18 protein-coding genes are annotated in these 20,637 nt (G+C 46.0%); all 18 read right to left on the bottom strand.

Going from position 1 to position 20,637, the window contains the following annotated elements:
• Positions 1 to 60: 60 nt before the first annotated feature.
• Positions 61 to 1,257 (bottom strand): S41 family peptidase, encoded by a 1,197-nt coding sequence (locus AB5706_RS19640; RefSeq protein ID WP_368366281.1) that lies wholly within the window; start codon positions 1,255 to 1,257, stop codon positions 61 to 63.
• Positions 1,258 to 1,608: 351 nt separating this feature from the next.
• Positions 1,609 to 2,517 (bottom strand): permease-like cell division protein FtsX, encoded by a 909-nt coding sequence (gene ftsX / locus AB5706_RS19635; RefSeq protein ID WP_148463242.1) that lies wholly within the window; start codon positions 2,515 to 2,517, stop codon positions 1,609 to 1,611.
• On the bottom strand, positions 2,507 to 3,190 hold the full coding sequence (gene ftsE / locus AB5706_RS19630) for a cell division ATP-binding protein FtsE (RefSeq protein WP_118578359.1): 684 nt from the start codon (positions 3,188 to 3,190) through the stop codon (positions 2,507 to 2,509). The genes ftsX and ftsE overlap by 11 nt, the downstream gene beginning before the upstream one ends.
• A 271-nt stretch (positions 3,191 to 3,461) precedes the next feature.
• Entirely contained in the window at positions 3,462 to 4,550 is a 1,089-nt protein-coding gene (locus AB5706_RS19625; RefSeq protein WP_148463243.1) for a PucR family transcriptional regulator, read from the bottom strand.
• Between the two features lie 388 nt (positions 4,551 to 4,938).
• Positions 4,939 to 5,808: a YitT family protein gene (locus AB5706_RS19620; RefSeq protein WP_173716297.1), complete on the bottom strand. Its 870-nt coding sequence runs from the start codon at positions 5,806 to 5,808 to the stop codon at positions 4,939 to 4,941.
• Between the two features lie 25 nt (positions 5,809 to 5,833).
• On the bottom strand, positions 5,834 to 7,867 hold the full coding sequence (locus AB5706_RS19615) for a vWA domain-containing protein (RefSeq protein ID WP_330602892.1): 2,034 nt from the start codon (positions 7,865 to 7,867) through the stop codon (positions 5,834 to 5,836).
• Positions 7,857 to 8,777: an AAA family ATPase gene (locus tag AB5706_RS19610; RefSeq protein ID WP_118578362.1), complete on the bottom strand. Its 921-nt coding sequence runs from the start codon at positions 8,775 to 8,777 to the stop codon at positions 7,857 to 7,859. The genes AB5706_RS19615 and AB5706_RS19610 overlap by 11 nt, the downstream gene beginning before the upstream one ends.
• Positions 8,778 to 8,873: 96 nt before the next feature.
• Positions 8,874 to 10,988, bottom strand: a complete 2,115-nt coding sequence (locus AB5706_RS19605; RefSeq protein WP_173773491.1) for a glutamine synthetase III family protein — start codon at positions 10,986 to 10,988, stop codon at positions 8,874 to 8,876.
• 199 nt (positions 10,989 to 11,187) lie between these two features.
• Entirely contained in the window at positions 11,188 to 12,087 is a 900-nt protein-coding gene (locus AB5706_RS19600) for a diacylglycerol/lipid kinase family protein (protein ID WP_347708398.1), read from the bottom strand.
• A 200-nt stretch (positions 12,088 to 12,287) separates the two neighbouring features.
• Complete coding sequence (gene trpA, locus AB5706_RS19595) at positions 12,288 to 13,067, bottom strand: tryptophan synthase subunit alpha (RefSeq protein WP_173769313.1); 780 nt, start codon at positions 13,065 to 13,067, stop codon at positions 12,288 to 12,290.
• Positions 13,060 to 14,244: a tryptophan synthase subunit beta gene (trpB, locus tag AB5706_RS19590; protein ID WP_118578365.1), complete on the bottom strand. Its 1,185-nt coding sequence runs from the start codon at positions 14,242 to 14,244 to the stop codon at positions 13,060 to 13,062. Before trpB ends, trpA begins: the two co-directional genes overlap by 8 nt.
• 54 nt (positions 14,245 to 14,298) lie before the next feature.
• Positions 14,299 to 14,949: a phosphoribosylanthranilate isomerase gene (locus AB5706_RS19585; protein ID WP_187565496.1), complete on the bottom strand. Its 651-nt coding sequence runs from the start codon at positions 14,947 to 14,949 to the stop codon at positions 14,299 to 14,301.
• 112 nt (positions 14,950 to 15,061) lie between these two features.
• Positions 15,062 to 15,859: an indole-3-glycerol phosphate synthase TrpC gene (gene trpC / locus AB5706_RS19580; protein WP_368366280.1), complete on the bottom strand. Its 798-nt coding sequence runs from the start codon at positions 15,857 to 15,859 to the stop codon at positions 15,062 to 15,064.
• Between the two features lie 148 nt (positions 15,860 to 16,007).
• Positions 16,008 to 17,015: an anthranilate phosphoribosyltransferase gene (trpD, locus tag AB5706_RS19575; RefSeq protein WP_368366279.1), complete on the bottom strand. Its 1,008-nt coding sequence runs from the start codon at positions 17,013 to 17,015 to the stop codon at positions 16,008 to 16,010.
• Positions 17,012 to 17,611, bottom strand: a complete 600-nt coding sequence (locus AB5706_RS19570; protein ID WP_368366278.1) for an aminodeoxychorismate/anthranilate synthase component II — start codon at positions 17,609 to 17,611, stop codon at positions 17,012 to 17,014. The genes trpD and AB5706_RS19570 overlap by 4 nt, the downstream gene beginning before the upstream one ends.
• Positions 17,608 to 19,134, bottom strand: a complete 1,527-nt coding sequence (gene trpE, locus AB5706_RS19565) for an anthranilate synthase component I (protein WP_368366277.1) — start codon at positions 19,132 to 19,134, stop codon at positions 17,608 to 17,610. Before trpE ends, AB5706_RS19570 begins: the two co-directional genes overlap by 4 nt.
• Positions 19,135 to 19,409: 275 nt before the next feature.
• Positions 19,410 to 19,559, bottom strand: coding sequence for a hypothetical protein (locus tag AB5706_RS19560; protein ID WP_368366276.1), 150 nt, complete (start codon positions 19,557 to 19,559; stop codon positions 19,410 to 19,412).
• Between the two features lie 196 nt (positions 19,560 to 19,755).
• Entirely contained in the window at positions 19,756 to 20,589 is an 834-nt protein-coding gene (rhaD, locus tag AB5706_RS19555; RefSeq protein WP_118578371.1) for a rhamnulose-1-phosphate aldolase, read from the bottom strand.
• Positions 20,590 to 20,637: the final 48 nt, after the last annotated feature.

Raw genomic sequence — 20,637 nt, 5'->3', positions numbered from 1 at the left:
TCAATTTAACAAGCCCCAGCAAAAAGCCGGGGCTAATACTTCAATTATTTTAGGACATTTTCAAAAACGCTTGACACGAGAAACCGCCTCTATTGCGGCCTGAAGCTGATTATCCTCGTCATGGGTATAATCCGTCCGGTTCAAAAGGCTGGCATCCAGTTTTACCTCCACATCCGGTGTGATTCCCACCTTGTGGATATCATTGCCCTTGGGGGTAAAATATTTCGCCGTAGTCAGCTTCACCGCACTTCCATCAGAGAGCTGGCGGATGCTCTGAACGATTCCCTTTCCATAAGTGGTGGTTCCCACAATCGTTCCAATCTCATAATCCTTCACAGCTCCGGCAAAAATCTCCGATGCACTGGCGCTGTTCTCATTTACCAGCACTGCCAGCGGAATGTCGATCGGGGTGTCTCCGTCACACTTCATCTCCTGTTTTTCCCCATATTTGTCCTCTGTATACACGATCAGTCCTTCGGGCAGAATCTGGCGCAGCACATCGCACACAGAAGAAAGCACCCCACCTGGATTGTCACGAAGATCCACGATCAGCTTCTCCATGCCTTTTGCCTGAAGATCTTTGTAAGCATCCTCAAACTGCTGGGGTGTCACCATGGTAAACTCTGTAATTCGCAAATACCCTATAGAATCCTCCAGCATTTCATAAGAAACAGTGGGCAGCTCCACATCGCTCAAAGTCACTGTTATTTCTTCCGGTTCATCTGCCTCCTGGTGATAAACGGTCAGAATAGAAGTACCGTCCTCCTTTTCCCGTATCATCTTTGAGACCTCAGCAGGCGTCATTTCCGTTACATCCGTTCCGTTCACAGCCGTGATCACATCATTCGCCTTCAGCCCGGCCTCATCTGCCGGACTGCCCTCATAACAATCCACCACCAGAATACCACCCTCCGTATTTTGGGTAATGCTCACGCCGATTCCAGAGTAAGAGCCCTCGGTGTCTCTCATCTCCTCCTCGTATTCTTCCTCCGTATAATATCTGGAATACGGATCCCCCAGCCCATAAAGAAGCCCGGTATAAATCCCCTCCTTCAGCGAATCCTCATCCACATCTTCCAGATAATTCTGATCTATAATATCTTCCAGATACTTAATCTTCTGGGTAACTGCCACATCCGACAGTACATTACTTCCCGCACGTCCCGCTTTCTGAAGCCCCACATATCCCCCGCCCAGCACCAGGGATACGCAAAGCACACCAGTTACAGCTCCCTTTATAAATTGTTTATCTGCCATTTATAGTTCTCCTCATTATACAAGTTACAAATTTTATCCAATTACCAGCATTGGGGCAAATGATATTCCTAAGCAAGTCATTTCAGGTGCGCCCTTAGTGCAGGTGAGATCCACAGCTTACGAAGACTTAACATCGAAGGCTCTCCTGAGATGTTTAGTCGTAGTTAGCTGTTAGCTCACCGGAGCGTTGCACCGACTTGCGTGGAATATCATTTGACCCAATGCGTCCGCCTTGAAACACCTTACTTGTTTTTATACAAAAGGACTGCCAGATCTCTCCAGCAGCCCCCATATCCTCTTCTCATATTCTGGCGGAATGCGAATAACCGCCCTTATTGTAAAACAGAACTCTCACACCTTCAAGTGTTTTCTTGTAGTAATAAAGCTTCCCACAAGACCAATTCCAATTCCCAGTGCCAGCGCCACCGGAACCAGTGTCTGGTAGATCTGTCCAACCGGAATGAAATCTACAACACCCAGAAGTACGCTGAACTTGGTATATACATAGGTTACCACATTATTGTAACAGAAATACAAAATGATCAGTGGAATTCCCGCACCGATCAGTCCCAGGATCATACCCTCCAGAAGGAACGGAGCACGTACAAAACTATCGGTAGCACCAATATATTTCATAATTCCGATCTCATCCTTACGAACTGTAATACCAACGGAAATGGTATTACTGATCAGGAAAATGGCAATCAACAGCAGGATCACGATCACTGCCACAGATACATAGGAAACAATACGGTTAATGGAACCAAGAGTCTTGGCAGCCTGCTCAGACTGATTAACCTCTCGTACATTATCCAGTGTCTTGATATAGGCAACCAATTCAGACTGTTTCTCAATGTTGTTCATATACACACGGTAGTTGGATGAATTTGCCAGCGGGTTATCATCCTTGAAACCGTCTGCTGCCTCAGAGTCATCACCGAAGTATTCCTGCTTCATCTTCTCCCAGGCTTCATCACCGGACTCAAACTCAATCTTGGAAACCTCCGGGCGCTGCCTGATCAGTTCTCCAACTGCATCCATCTGCTCCTGTGTGGTTCCTTCATTAAAAAGCACTGTGATCGGCACATCTTCCTCAACCTTATGCGCCAGCGTATTCACATTATTTACAATGGAAAAGAAAATTCCGAAAAGAAAAATACATGCTGCCATCGTAATAATAGAAGCAATGGAAAACATGAAATTTCTCTTGATGTTCTTGATACCCTGCTTCAGAGTATACCAGATGGTACTAGGCCTCATAATATTCTCCCTCTTTCTCGTCGCTGATGATCACTCCATTATGCATGGTCAGTACACGCTTCTTCATGGAATTGACAATCTCTTTATTGTGGGTTACTACCAGAACGGTGGTTCCACGCTGGTTGATCTCCTCAAGGAGCTTCATGATCTCCTCGGATGTCTTCGGATCAAGATTACCAGTGGGCTCGTCTGCAAGAAGGATGTCCGGGCGGTTTACAATCGCTCTGGCAAGAGCAACTCTCTGCTGCTCTCCACCTGACAGCTCGTCCGGGTACGCCTTGTATTTCCCTGCAAGTCCAACTTCCTGAAGTACCTCCGGAACTCTCTTGCGGATAACTCTGGTAGGACGGTTCACAACACGCTGGGCAAAAGCTACATTCTCATACACATCCCTGTCCTTCAGAAGACGGAAGTCCTGGAATACGACACCAAGCTTACGGCGGTATTTGGCCACACGGCGGTGCTTCATTCCCTCAAGCTTCTCTCCGCTTACGATAATCGTACCGGATGTGGAATCCAGTTCCTTCAAAAGCAGTTTGATCAGCGTGGATTTACCGGAACCGCTATTTCCTACTATAAATACGAATTCACCTTTATCTACATGGAGATTGGCGTGATTCACTGCCGGCAGTCCCGGTCCATAGGACTTGCTCACATCTATCAGATCAATCATGATATCCTCCTAAATTTTTCATGTAAAAATTCAATTCAGCAGTTTGCTTAATTTTTATGTAACATTATTGTAATATATGTCTGGTAAAAATGCAACCTTATTTTTTGCAGTACCTTATTATACCAGAGAAAACCAAGAACGCAATAGATTTCACAAAGGAAACACAAAGCAGGTCCAGAAATGCTTTTCAAACAGGCTCTAGTCCAGCACAAAGATGAAAAATGCCTGCCACAAACAAATGCAGCAGGCACAGAAATTACAAATATGAAACTTAATACTCCAGAGTCTCCATATACTTCATGTATCTTACAACCATCAGCGCGATCTTGAATGTGATCGCATCCTCGAATACACGAAGGTCAAGTCCGGTGCTCTTCTGGAGCTTGTCCAGACGATAAACCAGAGTATTACGGTGAATGTAAAGCTGTCTGGAGGTCTCGGATACATTCAGGCTGTTCTCAAAGAACTTGTCGATGGTAACCAGAGTCTCCTCGTCGAAATCATCCGGGGACTTGCCGCCGAAGATCTCCTTAATGAACATCTTGCACAGCGGGATCGGAAGCTGATAGATCAGACGGCCTATTCCAAGAGAGCTGTAAGCAATAACGTCCTTCTCAGGTGAGAAAATCTTGCCTACATCAAGAGCCATTCTGGCTTCCTTGTAGGAACGGGAAACTTCCTTCAGCTCGCTTACGATAGTTCCGTATGCAATATGTGTAGTATTCTCTTTCTCAAATCCTAAGGTATCAAGGATGGTCTGGGCAAGCTTGTCCATCTCCTCGTATCCTTCGTTCTCCTCAAGTTCCTTGACAATGATAATGCTCTTCTCATCAACAGCTGTGATAAAGTCCTTGCTCTTGCCGCCGAACAGACTCTTCACGCTCTCCATGGAGCTGTGCTCTCTCTCCTGCTCAAGCTCCAAGATCATAACCACCCGTCGAACGTCAGCATCAATATGAAGCTTCTTCGCACGATTATAAATATCTACCAGAAGCAGGTTATCAAGAAGCAGGTTCTTAATGAAGCTGTCCTTGTCAAAACGCTCCTTATATGCAACGATCAGGCTCTGGATCTGGAAAGCGGCAAGCTTTCCTACCATATAAGTATCTTCATCTTCTCCGTGGGCGACCAGAATGTATTCCAGCTGGTAATCATCACAGACCTTGAAATACTGATAACCTTTCACAAGCTGGCTGGCAGCCTGGGATTCCACAAATGCCTGAATATCCTGTGGCTGAATCTCAAATTCACTGTAGGTGGACGCCAGTGTCTTGCCATCTGTGTCAATAATGCAAAACTCCGTCCTGGATATCTCCCTGAGCCCCTCAAGTGTATTCTGCAGTACCTGATTTGATATCATTACCCTTCCGTCCCTTCTTGTAAATTATAGGGCTACTGGTCTCACAGCTGTCAATGTATTCCAGGATAGTGAAAACATTGTCAAAGAGAGCAGTAACATTATATGTTCGCCGGTATAACCGGCATGAATCGCTGTCCATTAGTGCCAAAATTCGCGGTCTCAAATCTGTAATATTGCACAAAGCCTCAGACAGTCTTAGGAAAATCTACTGATTCCAAAAATTCATGAACCTATTTTAATACAAAATCACCAAAAAAGGAAGAGGAAAGTAGAAAAAATTTACAAATTTCCAGCATATTTTTTTAACTTTTTCTATATCACTCCAATTTCAAGCCCTATTTTCCCCTTTTTTTGCGGTGCGCAGAAGGCTTTGGTAAAGTTTTTCTTTTTACTTACGTTCAATAAATCCCTCACCATGGACTTCACGCACGTCAGACACGATTACAAAAGCATCCGGGTCAATATGGTCTACCAGCTCTTTCAATGCCACGATCTCCTTGCGTCCCACAACGCAGTAAAGAAGCAGCTTGTCCTGGCCGGAGTACATTCCCTTTCCGTGGACTCCGGTCACGCCGCGATCCAGTTTGTCCATGATTTCTCTGGAAATCTCGTCAGGCTTGCTGGTAATGATATACGCCTGTTTTGAAAATTTCAGACCTTCGATCAAGCTGTCAGATACCTTTGTTACAAGATAAACGGCGATGATGGCATAAAGTGCTTTCTGCACACCGAACACATACATACCTACAAGTACAATGGCTCCGTCAATAAACTGCATAATCTGGGCAATGGAGTAATGGCGGAGCTTCCGCTGCAGCAGTGCCGCCATCATGTCTGTGCCCCCGGTAGTTCCTCTTCCAAGAAACACAAGTCCGATTCCAATCCCCTGGATTACACCACCATAAACGGCTGCCAGCAAAAGATCATTTCCTGCAATATCAAATGCCGGAAGAACCGCCAGCCAGAATGACAGGCAGATTTCTCCCACCAGTGCCCTTTTCACAAACTGGAATCCACTGAGCTTCATTCCGATCAGAAACAGCGGGATATTCAGACTTAAGTTCGTGATCCACAGCGGGATGCCTCCCGGCACGACTCCCTCCGTCCACTCTTTTACCAGGATCGCAATACCGGAAAAGCCTCCGGTTACCATACCGGACATATCGAAAACACTGTTTATGGCAGTTGCCATAAGGGCTGTACCCACAATGATCATCAGGTAGTCCAGGAAGGCAGCTTTTTTGTTATTTTGGAACATGGCGTTACCTCCGTATTATGCTTTCTTATTCATCATCCTCCAATTGCTTTGTAAGATATCTTCCAACGATTTTGGAAAATCCGGTAATATTCCGGATATATGCAAAATCCTTTCCAAAAATCTTCTTCTCCGTCGCCAGATCTTTCTCTTCCCCGGCGAAAACACCCAGCACGCTCACTCCCTGGCTGCGCAGCTTACGGATCTGGGCTGCAGTGTCGGTAATTGCATACTTCCCATGATACGGTGCCGGATTCTTCGCATTGGGACGATTGACAATAACATCGTAAGGACGTCCATCACTGAGAATGATCAGAATCTTTTTCTCTTCCTCCCGGTTCAGAAGGCCGTATCCTGCTGCCCGGATGGCAAGTCCGTCACGGTTGTTGGATGATGTTACATAGTTAAATATATTTTCATTTGCACTTCTTTGGTCGTCATATTCTCTGAAGCGGTGGAGAATGGTATAGTCCCAGAAGGTGCAGTAGCTCATCACTCTGTGGGGCAGCTCTGCATTGCTAAGTGCCTCGCTGATAATGTAGGCCTGCAGCGCTACCTCGCCCTGGCGGCTCATCTGGGAACCACTGGCATCGATCAGCACATCCACCACAAAATCAGAAGAATCCCCCTTCAATTCCCGCCTAAAAACCTGTGCATCACTGCTTCTTCCAAGCCGCCACAGCCTTGATGGAACAATCATTCCTCTGTCTGAAAGAATCTCCTGATTTTCACTTTTGATGACCAGTGACTTTTTCAGCATTTCTGTGAGAAGGGCGATATTCCGCTTCACAATGCGGTGTTTGTCATGATAAAGCCAGATATTCTTATTTTTCAACCTTTTTGCATATTCATACTGGTAATTTCGTTTTACCGGACTTTTCAGAATTCCCTCAGTAAAATACAGGCTGCAGTCGCTGTGAATGTCACGGCACATCAGCTGGTTCATCCGCTTCTCTTCCAGCTCGCTCAGATAAGTTTTTCCAAAATTCAGTTCCACATAGGTGTGGGCTTTTTCCAAAGCCTCCGGAGGCAGAACTGTAATTTTCTGTTTCGATTGCCGTTCCTCTTCCATCTCCCGGGTGACATCCGCATTCTCCATACCCGCCACATTGGAGGTAAGCTGCTCCATATAGCTTTCCAATGCATCCTCATACATTTCTTCGGAAAGATAGTCGTGCCAGTCGAACTCCGTCAGATCCTCCATAGTGACAGCAAGCACCTGCTCAAGGGTTGCCTTTTTGGAAAAATCGGGGTCAGCAACTTCATTGTATACCGTGTCTATGATGCGGATTAAAGACATTGTATCCGCAGTCTCTGCTGCGCTGGAAATCAGGTTAATATAGTGATAGATTCCTTTGTATTTTCTATCTTTTTGTTCTTTTTCCGTTATATTTGTTATAGTTTTGTTTGATGCATCCGCATTTTCCCCTCTGTCAATCCGCCTTCTCAGCAGATTCACTCTCAGATAGCCCAGCTTATCTGCTGCCGACGGCATAGTCTCATATTCCTGATCCAGTATGTCCTCGCAGGCTTTCCTCTGCATCTCCCAGATCCCAGGGCGCTGTTCACAGATCCGTTCTCCGATGGCTTCTTCAATACAGAGCTGCGAAACAAAGGTAAGCGCAGCTTCATCCGCGCCCATGAAGATTTTTTTCACCAGATACATTCCCAGAAAATCTTTATCGAAGAATTTCGCCAATGCGCCCTGCTTAATTCCATCATACAATGCAATATCCTTTGACCTGAGGAACAGGGAAACATCCGGCTTCATCTGCTGGGTGTAGTCCCCACTGATGGTCCAGAGCAGATTTCGGATACGGTTTTCCTGCTCTAATTGATAATCCTGGAGATTCAGTTCTTCACAGTTATCCTCTCTTGCCTGAAAATTTTCGCTTTTCTCCGCTACAGGTACTTCCATTGAAACTTTTTCTGATTTCTTATCCCCAGCTGCAATTTTAATTTTTTCTTTCCCAATAGCTGATTTCTTCAAAAATTCCTCTGCATCTTCAAGATCAACCAATTTGGCAGAAATTTTTAAAGATTCGTTTTCTTTATTCTCCATAAACATCTTCCCGTGTCCAGCCCTGTGGAATTCTGGTTCGCACCACATCCTCCACGATTTCCTTCTCAAACACATCAAATGTTTTATTAACAATGCCCATGCGTACCGCCTGCCATGGGGAAAGCCCGGTACGCACGATCTTCATGGCAGCAAGCAGGCCGCGAAGATCCAGTGGCTTTGTGGAAATCTCACTGTTCATGGATTTCTGCTGCAGATCCAGAAATACTCCCATAAACTGCTCCACAGCCTCTTTCTTTGCATCAGGGAACATCCTGTTGAAAATAAATCCAAGCGTTTCCTCATTCTGTGCCGGCATGTCGATTACCAGAAAACGGGAAACCAGAGCCTCATTCAGCTCCTTGGTTCCGGCATACCCGTAATTCATGGTTCCAATAAATCTTGCCGCCGGGTGAAGGTCTATTTTGTCATATCCTGGCACATCAATAGACCGACGGTAATCCAATGTGGCGTGAAGTACAGAAACCGCATCATTCTTCGCCATATTGATCTCATCCAGAATACCGAATCCGCCTTCCTCTGCGCACTGGTAAATACTTCCCTTACGCAGCTTCACCTGATTATCCACGAAAGTATCTGTTCCAATCAGGTCACCGCTGTTTGTATTCACATGGAAGGACACGTTATACACCGGTCTCCCGAAAATATATGCCAGATTCTCTGCCAGCACATTCTTTCCCGTAGCCTTCGGTCCTGCCAGAAGCAGATTCTCCTGCTCCAGCACCGCTGCCATGGCCATCTCCAATGTTTCCTTCCCATAAAATGGCAGCGCCGGCTTTATCCGTCTATGCTTCGCTTCCTCTGAAACGCCATATTCCTGTCGAAACTCTTCCGCCGCCTTAATAAGCGCCGCACTGACACCCTGTTCCTCTAAAAAATCAAATTCACTCATCTTATTCCTGCTTTCACTTTACCTCTTTATTTTTCCTGCTTTCACTTTACCTCTTTAATAGAAAAGAGGACTGCGGCTGCAGTCCTCCTGATCACTTTACGGCTCAAACACCAGATCTCCATAAGATGGCATCGGCCACATATCTTTATCCACTAACATTTCCAGTTCGTCAACCGGCTCTCTTAATTTCTCCATTGCCGGAACCAGTTTCTCTCTGCAGAACACTGCCCTGTCACGTCCTTCCGGATGCGTCTCGATCTGATCTACCAGCTTGCTCAGCTTATTCATGGTACTGTTCACTTCTTTCAGAAGCTTGCTTGCTTTCTTCAGAAGATCCATCTGAACGCTCACGTCAATTGGTCCAACTGCCTTCACCTGATTGATGGACTCTGCCAGTACAGTTGTATACTTGATAACTGCCGGAATGATCTGCTTGGTTGCCATGTCCACCATGGTTTTCGCTTCGATGTTAATTGCTTTCGCATAAATCTCATACTGGATCTCCGCTCTGGACTCCAGCTCAGTCTTTGTAAATACTCCAAATTCTCCAAACAGTTCTACTGCCTTATCTGTAGTAAGTGCCGGAATGGCATCTACCATAGATGGCAGAACAGGAAGTCCGCGGCGGCGTGCCTCTTTTTCCCATTCAGGAGCGTAGCCATTGCCGTTAAATACGATTCTCTGATGCTCGGTAGCGTATTCCTTGATCAAATCATGAACTGCCAGATCAAAGTCTTCTGCGCTCTCCAGAACATCGCAAGCTTCCTTAAACGCCTCAGCAGTAATGGTATTCAGCACCACATTGCATGCGGAAATGGAATCCTTGGAACCAACCATACGGAACTCGAATTTATTGCCGGTAAAAGCAAAGGGTGAAGTACGGTTACGGTCTGTAGCATCCTTCATGAAATCCGGAAGCGTCTTAACGCCTGTATCCATTTTCTCCCCTGTCTTACTTCTTGTAGCAGTACCAGTGCTGATCAGCTGCTCCAGCACATCCTCAAGCTGCTCTCCAAGGAAAACCGAAATAACAGCTGGCGGAGCCTCATGGCCGCCAAGGCGCTGGTCATTTCCAACATCTGCAGCGGACTCACGAAGAAGATCTGCATGCTTGTCAACTGCTTTCAGGATACAGGTCAGAACCAGAAGGAACTGAATGTTCTCATGTGGTGTCTTCCCCGGCTCCAGAAGATTAATTCCGTCATCAGTAGTCAGGGACCAGTTATTGTGCTTACCGGAACCATTCAAGCCTGCAAAAGGTTTCTCGTGAAGCAGACAGCGCATGCCGTGACGGCTTGCCACCTTTTTCAGGATACGCATCATGATCTGGTTGTGATCTGCTGCAATATTAACAGGTGCATAGATCGGCGCAAGCTCATGCTGTGCCGGTGCAACCTCATTGTGCTGGGTCTTGGCTGTAACTCCCAGCTTCCAGCACTCTTCATTTACTTCTTTCATATATGCGGAAACTCTCTGACGGATGGTTCCGAAATAATGGTCATCCATCTCCTGTCCTTTCGGAGGCATAGCTCCGAAAAGAGTGCGTCCGGTGTAAACCAGATCCTTTCTCTGCATATATTTCTCTTTATCAACAAGGAAATACTCCTGCTCTGCGCCAACAGATGGTGTCACCCGTTTGGAGGTCGTATTTCCGAAAAGTCTGAGAAGTCTTAACGCCTGTGTATTGATGGCTTCCATAGAACGAAGAAGCGGTGTCTTCTGATCCAGCGCTTCTCCTGTATAGGAACAGAAAGCGGTAGGAATACATAAAGTTCCGCCTGCTGCATCATGTCTTACAAAAGCCGGTGAGGTACAATCCCATGTTGTATAGCCTCTTGCCTCAAAGGTGGCACGAAGTCCGCCAGATGGAAAAGAAGACGCATCCGGCTCTCCCTTGATCAGCTCTTTACCGGAAAAGCTCTGAAGGACTTTTCCATTCTCCATAGGTGCGGTGATAAATGCATCGTGCTTCTCTGCAGTTACGCCTGTAAGGGGCTGAAACCAGTGACTGTAATGAGTGGCCCCCTTCTCGATGGCCCATTCCTTCATCTCGTGGGCAACCACATCTGCAACCTCCATGGAAAGCTCCTTGCCCTCTTCAATGGTTTTCTTCAGCTCTTTGTAAACCTTCTTCGGCAGACGGTCCTGCATGACGGAATCATTGAATACATCACATCCGAATAATTCCTTCACATTAACATAATCTCCCATTGTTCCTCTCCTCTCGTTCATCTCGCTGCTTATTTCCCCAGGCTGCCATTTATCTGCGGTACCTTCTCTCCATAAACAACGATTCATCACACATTACTGGTTCTTATTTTTTCACATGTAAGCACTCAATGCTTTCACAGGTGCAAGGCAAAAAACGCGCAAAAATTCTCTCTGGTGATACCAGCCGGTCTCACCCTGTTTACTTGTCGCTCTTCAGGCAAAGGTTCAGCGCCTGCTGCAGATTCTCAATCTCTACCAGCCTTGGGCTTCCGCCGTACTCACCATCCAGTGTCCATGCTACTTCTTCCTCTGCTTCAACTGTAAGCTTTCGTGCCTTGAAAGAATAAATCAGGTCAGAATTATCCTCCATGTTGAGAAGATTCCGGATAATCTCCTGCATTTCCAGCGGGTTCTTAGGCTGTACGATCAAAGTGACCTCAAAAAGGCCGTCGTTCATATCCACATCCTTGGTCAGGTTCTTAAATCCGCCCACAGATCTGGAATTGGTGACCATGCCGTAGATAAAATTATCTTCGATCACACCATTCTCTGTTGTCACTTTCATATGGTAAGCCTTGATATCCAGAAGTCTCTTGGCACCTTCCAGGACATAAGCAAGATGGCCCAGAATGTTCTTCAGATCCTGACTTGTCTCATAAGACACATCTGTAAAAAGACCAAAAGCAGCTACATAAGCAAAGGTCTGGCTGTTAAATCTGCCTACGTCGCATCTGTAAATCTCTTCCTTCATGATCATAGATGCCGCATCCAGCATATTTTTCGGCATAAAAAGGCTGTTGGCAAAGTCATTGGTGCTTCCTGCCGGTATGTATCCGACCGGAACCTTGCTTCCCATCTCGGTAATTCCTGTAACCACTTCATCCAGCGTGCCGTCACCGCCGCTGCAGACGATCAGATCCACCTTGTCTGCATATTTCTTCACCTGTTCATAGGCATCCTTCGGGGCCTGAGTTGCGCGGATGATCACCTCATAACCGCCTTTATTAAAGATATCTACTATATCCATCAGAGATGTCTTGATCTTGCCCTTCCCTGCTTTGGGATTAAAAATAAATACCAGTTTTTTCTCCAACTTCATTCCTCTTTTTCATTACCATTTATTTTACACATAAAATTAATTCACATATGATACTATAAAAAAAAGAGGGCAAAATGTCAACGCTTTTGCCTTCTTTTATAGTCTTTTTAGAATTAAAACAAGCTAAATTTTTTTGGTCTGTTCTGCTTATTTTTGGAAAAACTGAAGCATTTCTTTTCCATTTTTTATATTCTTCCTGCTTAAGCCTCACGCACAGCGTCTTTCATAGACTTTACATAATCCTTTACATATGGGACGCAGTTTTCTCCATGTGCGGCACAAATTTTCACAATGGCGGAGCCTACAATCGCACCGTCAGACTGGGCAGCCATTTTCTTTGCCTGCTCCGGGGTGGAGATGCCGAAGCCTACTGCACAGGGAATGTCCTTTGCAGCTTTTACCAGCTTCACCATCGCTCTGATATCGGTGGTGATCTGGGTTCTGGTTCCGGTTACGCCAAGGGAGGAAACGCAGTATACGAAGCCATTTGCCTCTTTTGCAATCCGGGTGATCCGGTCGTGGGATGTGGGGGCGATCAGGGAAATCAGCTCCAGACCATACTGTTTGCAGACCACGTCGAACTCCTCTTTTTCCTCAAAAGGTACATCAGGAAGAATCAGTCCATCCATTCCAATTTCTGCTGCTTTCCTGATGAAACGCTCTGTTCCATAGGAAAAAACAACGTTTGCGTAAGTCATAAATACCATTGGGATACTGGTTTTTTTACGGATTTTTACCACCATGTCAAAGATCTTGTCTGTGGTTACTCCGCCGCTCAGTGCACGCACATTGGCTTCCTGGATCACAGGACCTTCTGCTGTCGGGTCGGAAAACGGGATTCCAAGCTCAATAAGGTCTGCGCCTGCTTCCTCCATTGCATAGACAAGCTGCTCGGTGATCTCCAGAGATGGATCTCCGCAGGTGATAAATGGAATAAATGCTTTTCCTTTTGCAAATGCTTCTGAAATTCGGTTACTCATGGATATCCTCCCCTCTGTATCTTGCGATTGCTGCACAGTCTTTGTCACCCCTGCCGGAAATGGTAATGACTACGCACTGATCCTTGCCCATCTGCGGCACGATTTTTCTTGCATAGGCAACAGCGTGGGCGCTTTCAATGGCAGGAATGATTCCTTCTGTTTTGGAAAGATATTCAAAGGCTTCTACTGCTTCTTCATCTGTTACAGGTACATACTGGGCACGGCCAGTGTCGTAAAGGTGGGCATGCTCCGGTCCGATTCCCGGATAATCCAGTCCTGCGGAAATAGAGTAAACCGGCGCGATCTGTCCGTACTCGTCCTGGCAGAAATAGGATTTCATTCCATGGAAGATTCCAAGTCTGCCAGTGGCAATGGTGGCTGCGGTCTCTGCAGTATTTACGCCGCGGCCTGCTGCCTCGCAGCCGATCAGCTGTACATCTTTGTCTTCAATAAAGTGGTAAAAGGTTCCGATGGCATTGGAGCCGCCGCCTACACAGGCAAGGACTGCATCTGGAAGCCTGCCTTCTTTTTCCAGCATCTGTTCTTTGATTTCTTTGGAGATAACTGCCTGAAAATCGCGGACAATGGTTGGGAAAGGGTGAGGGCCCATAACGGAGCCCAGTACATAATGGGTATCTGCTATACGGTTGGTCCATTCACGCATGGTCTCGGATACGGCATCTTTCAGGGTGGCAGTTCCGGAGGTTACAGGATGAACTTTTGCTCCAAGGAGACGCATCTTATATACATTTAAAGCCTGGCGCTCGGTGTCTTCTTTTCCCATGAATACCTCGCATTCCATTCCCATAAGAGCTGCTGCTGTGGCTGTGGCTACCCCGTGCTGTCCGGCTCCGGTTTCCGCGATGACACGGGTTTTGCCCATTTTTTTTGCAAGAAGCACCTGACCTAAGACGTTGTTGATCTTGTGGGCGCCGGTGTGGTTTAAGTCTTCTCTTTTTAGATAAACCTTTGCGCCGCCAAGGTCTTCGGTCATGTGAGCTGCGTAGTAGAGACGGGATGGTCTTCCTGCATATTCATTTAAAAGTTCTGTAAGCTCCCGGTTGAATTCCGGGTCGTCTTTATAGTGGTTGTAGGCTTCTTCCAGTTCGATCACCGCGTTCATCAGGGTTTCGGGGATATACTGGCCGCCATGGATTCCAAATCTTCCGTTTGACATAGCGTTGTTTCCTTTCGTTTCGCTGTTTTGTATATGAATTACTTTCTTCACTCTTCACTCTAAATCTGCTTCTCGCTCTTTTCTGTATGCTTCCAGTGTATTAATCTGCTTCAGCATACGGGCAATCTGCTGGATTTTCGCCCGGTCTTTTCTTCCATCGGTTTCCAGGCTGCTGCTCAGGTCTACAGCCCATGGGTGTAAGGTTCCGATGGCGCTGCGGATGTTTTCGGGACCGATTCCTCCTGCAAGGAAGAATGGGCGGCGGACTGGGGGAACCAGGGTCCAATCAAAAGGTTCGCCGGTTCCTCCTGCGCCCTGATCTAAGAGGATGTAGTCGGCAGGGCTTCGAAGAGCCCGCTGAACATCTTCGGGTGTTTTTATGGAAAAGGCCTTGATGACGGGCTTTCCAGTCATATTCTGGATTTTTTCGATGTAGTCTTCGTCTTCATCCCCGTGAAGCTGGGCAGCCCATAGGGTGCCATCTCTTAATAAGGAAATGGGGAGTTCCGGGGCAGCGTTTACGAATACACCTACGGAAAGGATTTCCTTGTCCAGTCCCTTAACCAGGACTTTGACCTGTTCTGCCGTAAGGCTTCGTCTTCTTCCTGGAACTTCAATTATGAATCCCGCAAAATCCGGTTTTGCTTCATTTACAGCTTCAATATCCTCTTTGCAGGTCAGACCGCAAATTTTTAATTTTGCCATACTGTTTCATTCCTTTTCTTTAATTTTTTATTTTCCAACTATTTTATCAGCACATTGTACATCTTAGATTGCCAGAATGTGCATGGAATATCACTTATCACCATGGATCAGCTCAGACAATCCCTGCATTTAATGCCCCAAGTGCCGTTTTTTTGTCAGGGCTGCGCATTAAGGTCTCCCCGATCAGGACTGCATCTACTTGGTTTTCATATAATATACGGATATCCTCCGCTGTCTTAATACCACTTTCGGAAACAAACACCGTATCAGCCGGTGCCATGTTCCGCAGTCTGATACTGTTTCCCATATCAACGGTAAAATCATGGAGATTCCGGTTGTTCACTCCCACGATTTTGACTCCAAGATTCAAAGCCCGGTCCACTTCCCACTGATCATGAGCTTCTACCAGAGCATCCAGCCCCAGCTCCTGTGCCAGTTCCCCAAAGGCTTTTAACTGGCTGTTATCAAGAATCGCACAGATCAGAAGTACAGCGGAAGCCCCAAATGCTTTTGCCTGGTAGATCATGTACTCATCTACTGTAAAATCCTTTCGAAGTACCGGAATATTCACTGCCTGGGAAATTTCCTGCAAATACCTGTCTGCCCCCTGGAAATAAAAGGGCTCTGTGAGGCAGGAGATTGCAGAAGCACCGGCCTGCTCATATTCCTTTGCAATGTCCAGATAAGGAAAATCTGGTGCGATCAATCCTTTTGAAGGAGACGCTTTTTTTACTTCACAGATGTAAGACATTCCCGGCTTTTTTAATGCCTCCAGAAAAGAGATTTTTTCCTCGGCATGTTTTGCCAGATCGGAATTCTGCTGTAAGATAAGTTCCCTTAATGGGACTTTAAATTTTTCCTCCGCAATACGCTCTTTTGTGCGCGCTGCTATCTCATTTAAAATACTCATTCTATCTCCTGTAAAACTCTCTGTGATGTCATTCTCTCTTGTCGTCATCTTTATCCAAATGAGTTATATTGTTATTTTTTTCAGTGTTATTTTGTTTTGCGATGTGATTATTGTTATTTTTGTTATTATTTGTGTTTATTTTTCACTCCTAGTTGCTCTTTTCTATAAATTCTTCCAGTTTCTTCAGGGCAGCCCCACTGTCGATCAGCTGTTCTGCCATCTTCACACCTGCTTCAATGGAAGCTGCTTTGCCTGCAATATAAAGTGCGGCACCAGCATTCAGGCAAACTGCATGGCGTTTCGCACCTGTCTCTCTGCCTTCCAGAATTGCTTTTGTGATTTCGGCGTTCTCCTGTGGAGTTCCTCCCTGAAGCTCCTCTTTTGTGCAGCGCTCATAACCAAACTGCTCCGGAGTGAGTACATAGGATGTAAATTTGCCATCTTTGATCTCGCATACAGAAGTCGATGCACTCATGGAAATTTCATCCAGACTGTCCTGTCCGAAGACTACCATTCCTCTTGTTACTCCAAGATTTGCCATGACCTGCGCAAGAGGCTCAACAAGGGCTTCATCATAAACACCCATCAGCTCCATATTTGCGCCAGCAGGGTTGCTTAACGGTCCAAGAATATTAAATACAGTACGGATTCCCAGCTCTTTACGGATTGGAGCCACATACTTCATTGCAATGTGATAATTCTGGGCAAACAGGAAGCAGATTCCGATTTTTTCCAGAAGCTCCTGGCTTTTTTCCGGTGGAATTGTGATCTTAACGCCCAGAGCTTCCAGCACATCTGCGGCTCCGGATTTTGAAGAAGCAGCTCTGTTTCCATGCTTTGCTACCGGTACGCCTCCTGCTGCGATCACAAGGGAGGCAGTGGTGGAAATGTTAAAGGAATTGGAGCCGTCTCCACCAGTCCCTACGATTTCCAGTACATCCATGTCATGAAGCAGCTTGATGCAGTGTGCTCTCATGCCTGCCGCGGAAGCGGTAATCTCATCAATGGTTTCCCCTTTCAGCGCCAGAGCAGTCAGGTAAGCGGACATCTGTACCGGGGTAGCTTTTCCGCTCATAATCTCGTCCATTACCTCTTCTGCTTCCTGATAGGTTAAGTTCTGTTTCTTCGATAATTTGATAATACTTTCTCTGATCATTTTTTCTGCTCCTCTCTGATGTTGTCCTTTAGCGCTTCCAGAAAATTCTCAATCATCTTCCTTCCATCGGGAGTCATAACAGACTCAGGATGAAACTGCACACCGTAAACCGGATATTCCTTATGTTCCACTGCCATGATTTCTCCATCTTCTGCTCTGGCTGTTACAACCAGTTTCTCCGGAAGAGTCCCTTCTATTGCTGCCAGGGAATGATATCTTGCTGCCGGGAATTTTTTCGGGAGTCCTTTAAACAGGACATTGGAACCGTACTGGATCATCTCATCTCTTTTCCCATGCTTCAGTTCTTTTGCATAAGAAACCACTCCGCCAAAGGCTTCGCAAATACTCTGATGTCCCAGACACACACCCAGAATTGGGATTTTTCCAGCGAACTCTTTGATCACCGGAATACAGATTCCGGCCTCCTCCGGTCTTCCAGGCCCCGGGGAAAGAACAATTGCTTCCGGTTCCAGCTTCTCTATTTCTCCCAGGGAAATTTCGTCATTTCGAACCACCTGAATGTCCGGATTAACGGACCCGATCAGCTGATACAGGTTATAGGAAAAGCTGTCGTAATTATCAATCAGTAAAATCATTCTAATCCCTCCTCTGCCTGGCTGATGGCCCTTACCACCGCTCTTGCCTTATTCTGGCACTCTTCAAATTCTTTTTCCGGTACGCTGTCTGCCACGATTCCGGCTCCCGACCGGATACAGATTTCATCTTTTTTCTTATATACCAGACGGATTGCAATGCACACATCCAGATTTCCTGTGAAATCCACATATCCGATTGCGCCGCCGTAAATACCTCTCTTGCTTTGTTCCAGTTCCTGAATGATCTGGCAGGCACGGAATTTCGGTGCCCCTGAAAGGGTTCCTGCAGGTAAGATGGCATCCACCGCGTCTATGGCATCTTTACCCTTTTTGATGGTTCCTGTTACCGTAGAGCCAAGGTGCATAACACAGGAATAACGTTCCACAATCAGATATTTTTCTACTTTTACACTGCCAAGCTCACTGATTTTTCCAATATCGTTTCTTCCCAGATCCACAAGCATGTTGTGCTCGGCAAGCTCTTTTTCATCCTGAAGAAGATCCGCTTCCAGTGCTTTGTCCTCTTCCGGTGTTTTTCCTCGCGGCCTTGTTCCTGCCAGTGGGAAAGTGCTTAACTTGCCATGATCTAATTTCACCAGTGTCTCCGGGGAGGCTCCTGCGATTTCAATGTCATCACTGGAAAAATAGAACATATAGGGAGATGGGTTGGTGGCTCTCAGAACACGGTAAGTATCAAACAGGCTGCCCTCTGCTTTTGCCCTCATGGGGTTTGACAAAACCACCTGGAAAATATCGCCCTCGTGGATATAATGCTTCGCCGTTTCCACCATCTGGCAATATTTTTCTTTAGGGAACTGAGGTTTGATTTCAGATTTAAGCCTGATCGGAGGGAAGATTTTTTTCTCACCCTTTTTGATCAGCTCTGTCATTTCTTCCAGTTTTTCACAGGCCTGTTTATAGGACTTTTCCAGATCATCTGTCATCACACCTGTGATGAGAAGAACCTTCTGACGGTAATGGTCGAATGCGATCACATCATTAAACAGCATCAGATCCAGATCCCGGAAATCCTGCTGTTCCTTATCTGTTAGCTCCAGCTTGGGTTCACTGTATTTGATGTAGTCGTAGGAGAAGTAGCCTACCAGGCCGCCGGTAAATGTGGGCATATCGTCCATAACCGGACTTTTGTACTGACTGATGATTTCACGGATGGCATCGCCTGGATGGGCAACCTGTCGAACCTCTTCTGTACTGCTTTCTGTACTGCTTTCTGCCGCATTGCCGCTTCTGCCAAAAGTTTCCGTCTTACTGGTTTTTCGAATTCGCAGGATTCCGTCTGTGCAGGTGATTTCCATGGAAGGGTCATATCCCAGAAAAGAATACCTGCCCCACGCTTCGCTCTGGCTGGCGCTTTCCAGCAGATAGCAGTGATGACTTGCCTTTTGCAGAATCCGCATCATCTCTACTGGTGTGTAGCTGTCTGCGTATAACTCTTTGCAGATTGGAATTCTTTTGTAATCTCCTGCTGCCATTTCCCTGATCTTATCAAATGTTGGATACATAGAACACCTCCCGATTTATTTCCTGAACAGTGCGCGCGCCGCATCCTCGCAGAGCGTTTTTAGGTGTAACAGGAACATTACGGAGTAATTTTCTAGTACACAAAAAACCCGTCCAGGACAGAATTTCCATATCTGTCAAGGACGGGTCTGAATATTCACCCGCGGTGCCACCTTGCTTCACGATAAAATCGTGCTCTTAACGGAATACCATCATATTCCTGACAACTGACGTATGTCCTACGTCGCATAATACTTGGCTTCTGCAGAATCTACTTTTATGCTTCAATCAGATATGTTTGCATTTCTTCTGCAATTCTCTGCATTTGTTCTGCACGCATTCTGCCTTTCCATGCGCCCTCAGCGGCCCATTTAACAAACTGCCTTACCGCCCGGCTCTCAGCCTCCCGGACTCTCTGTGGGTGCACGATTGTTTTTATTCCCGCTTCATTGGTTTAGTTCGTTGAATTAAATTTTTATTTAAAATAGCATACAGGCAATGAATTGTCAAGCAATTTTTTCACATTTTATAAACATTTATTAAACTTAAATTCCTCTAAAGTAAAAAATCTGCCTGTGAATTTTCTCATCACAGACAGACCTCACATTATTATATTAATTTACTTACTGTTCTTTTTCATAAAGAAATTCTTCCGGTAAAGTAACATGAAAGTCTTTGGCTACTGCGCGGAAATCGTCAGGAGTAATGGTCTGAAGCTTACGCGGTGCCATGGACATTACCTTCACCAGAATTTCCGCAGACTTCTCTACTGTATGGAGAAGGCCAAAGGTCAGATCAAAATCTTCACCAGAGCAGAACATTCCATGATGTGCCCAGATGACAACGTCATATTTCTTCATTAGCTCAGCTGTTTTTACTGCAATTTCTCTTCCGCCTGGTACCATCCAGCCTACAACACCTACACCGTCTGGAAAAACAACCGGGCATTCTGTTGCAGACTCCCAAAGCTCTCTTGTAAATACCTTGTCATCCAATGGAAGGACAAAGGTTAATGCGATGGTGTTGGTTGTATGTGCATGATAAATAACACGATGTCTGCCGTTTGTAAGCTTCTTTTTTACCTCATGATTCATAAGGTGGGTTGGAAGCTCGCTGGTCGGGCGGCCGCCTTCTACCAGTCCCCAGCGGATTCTGTAATTAACACCTTTATCATCCAGTTCAATGATTGCAAGACATGCTTCCGGGTCAACTGCTATGTTTCTGAAATATTTGCCGCTTCCGGTTACCAGGAAAAACTCTCCTGCAAGTCCCGGCACCTCTGTGCCGATAGGCTGCCACTCGCCTGGTGCATTCAGACGTGGACGGATCATTTCTACTTCTTCTGCTTTCAGACGATAGCTTAAGTTTCCGCCGTTTCTCTCATGCCAGCCCTGCTGGAAACCATCGTCTGCCATTTTGATAAAGCCCTTCATAAATTTGGAATCTAAAATCTTCATACCATCTTCTCCTCTTCTATTTTTCGTATCGCCAACTGACGTTTCCTA

The organism is Ruminococcus sp. RTP21484sp1_RTP21277st1_D2_RTP21277_210401 (assembly GCF_040924225.1).
Lineage (GTDB): Bacteria > Bacillota > Clostridia > Lachnospirales > Lachnospiraceae > Blautia_A > Blautia_A faecis.
The sequence above is the reverse complement of the archived record's forward strand: the minus strand, read 5'-3'. Positions and strand labels throughout refer to the sequence as shown.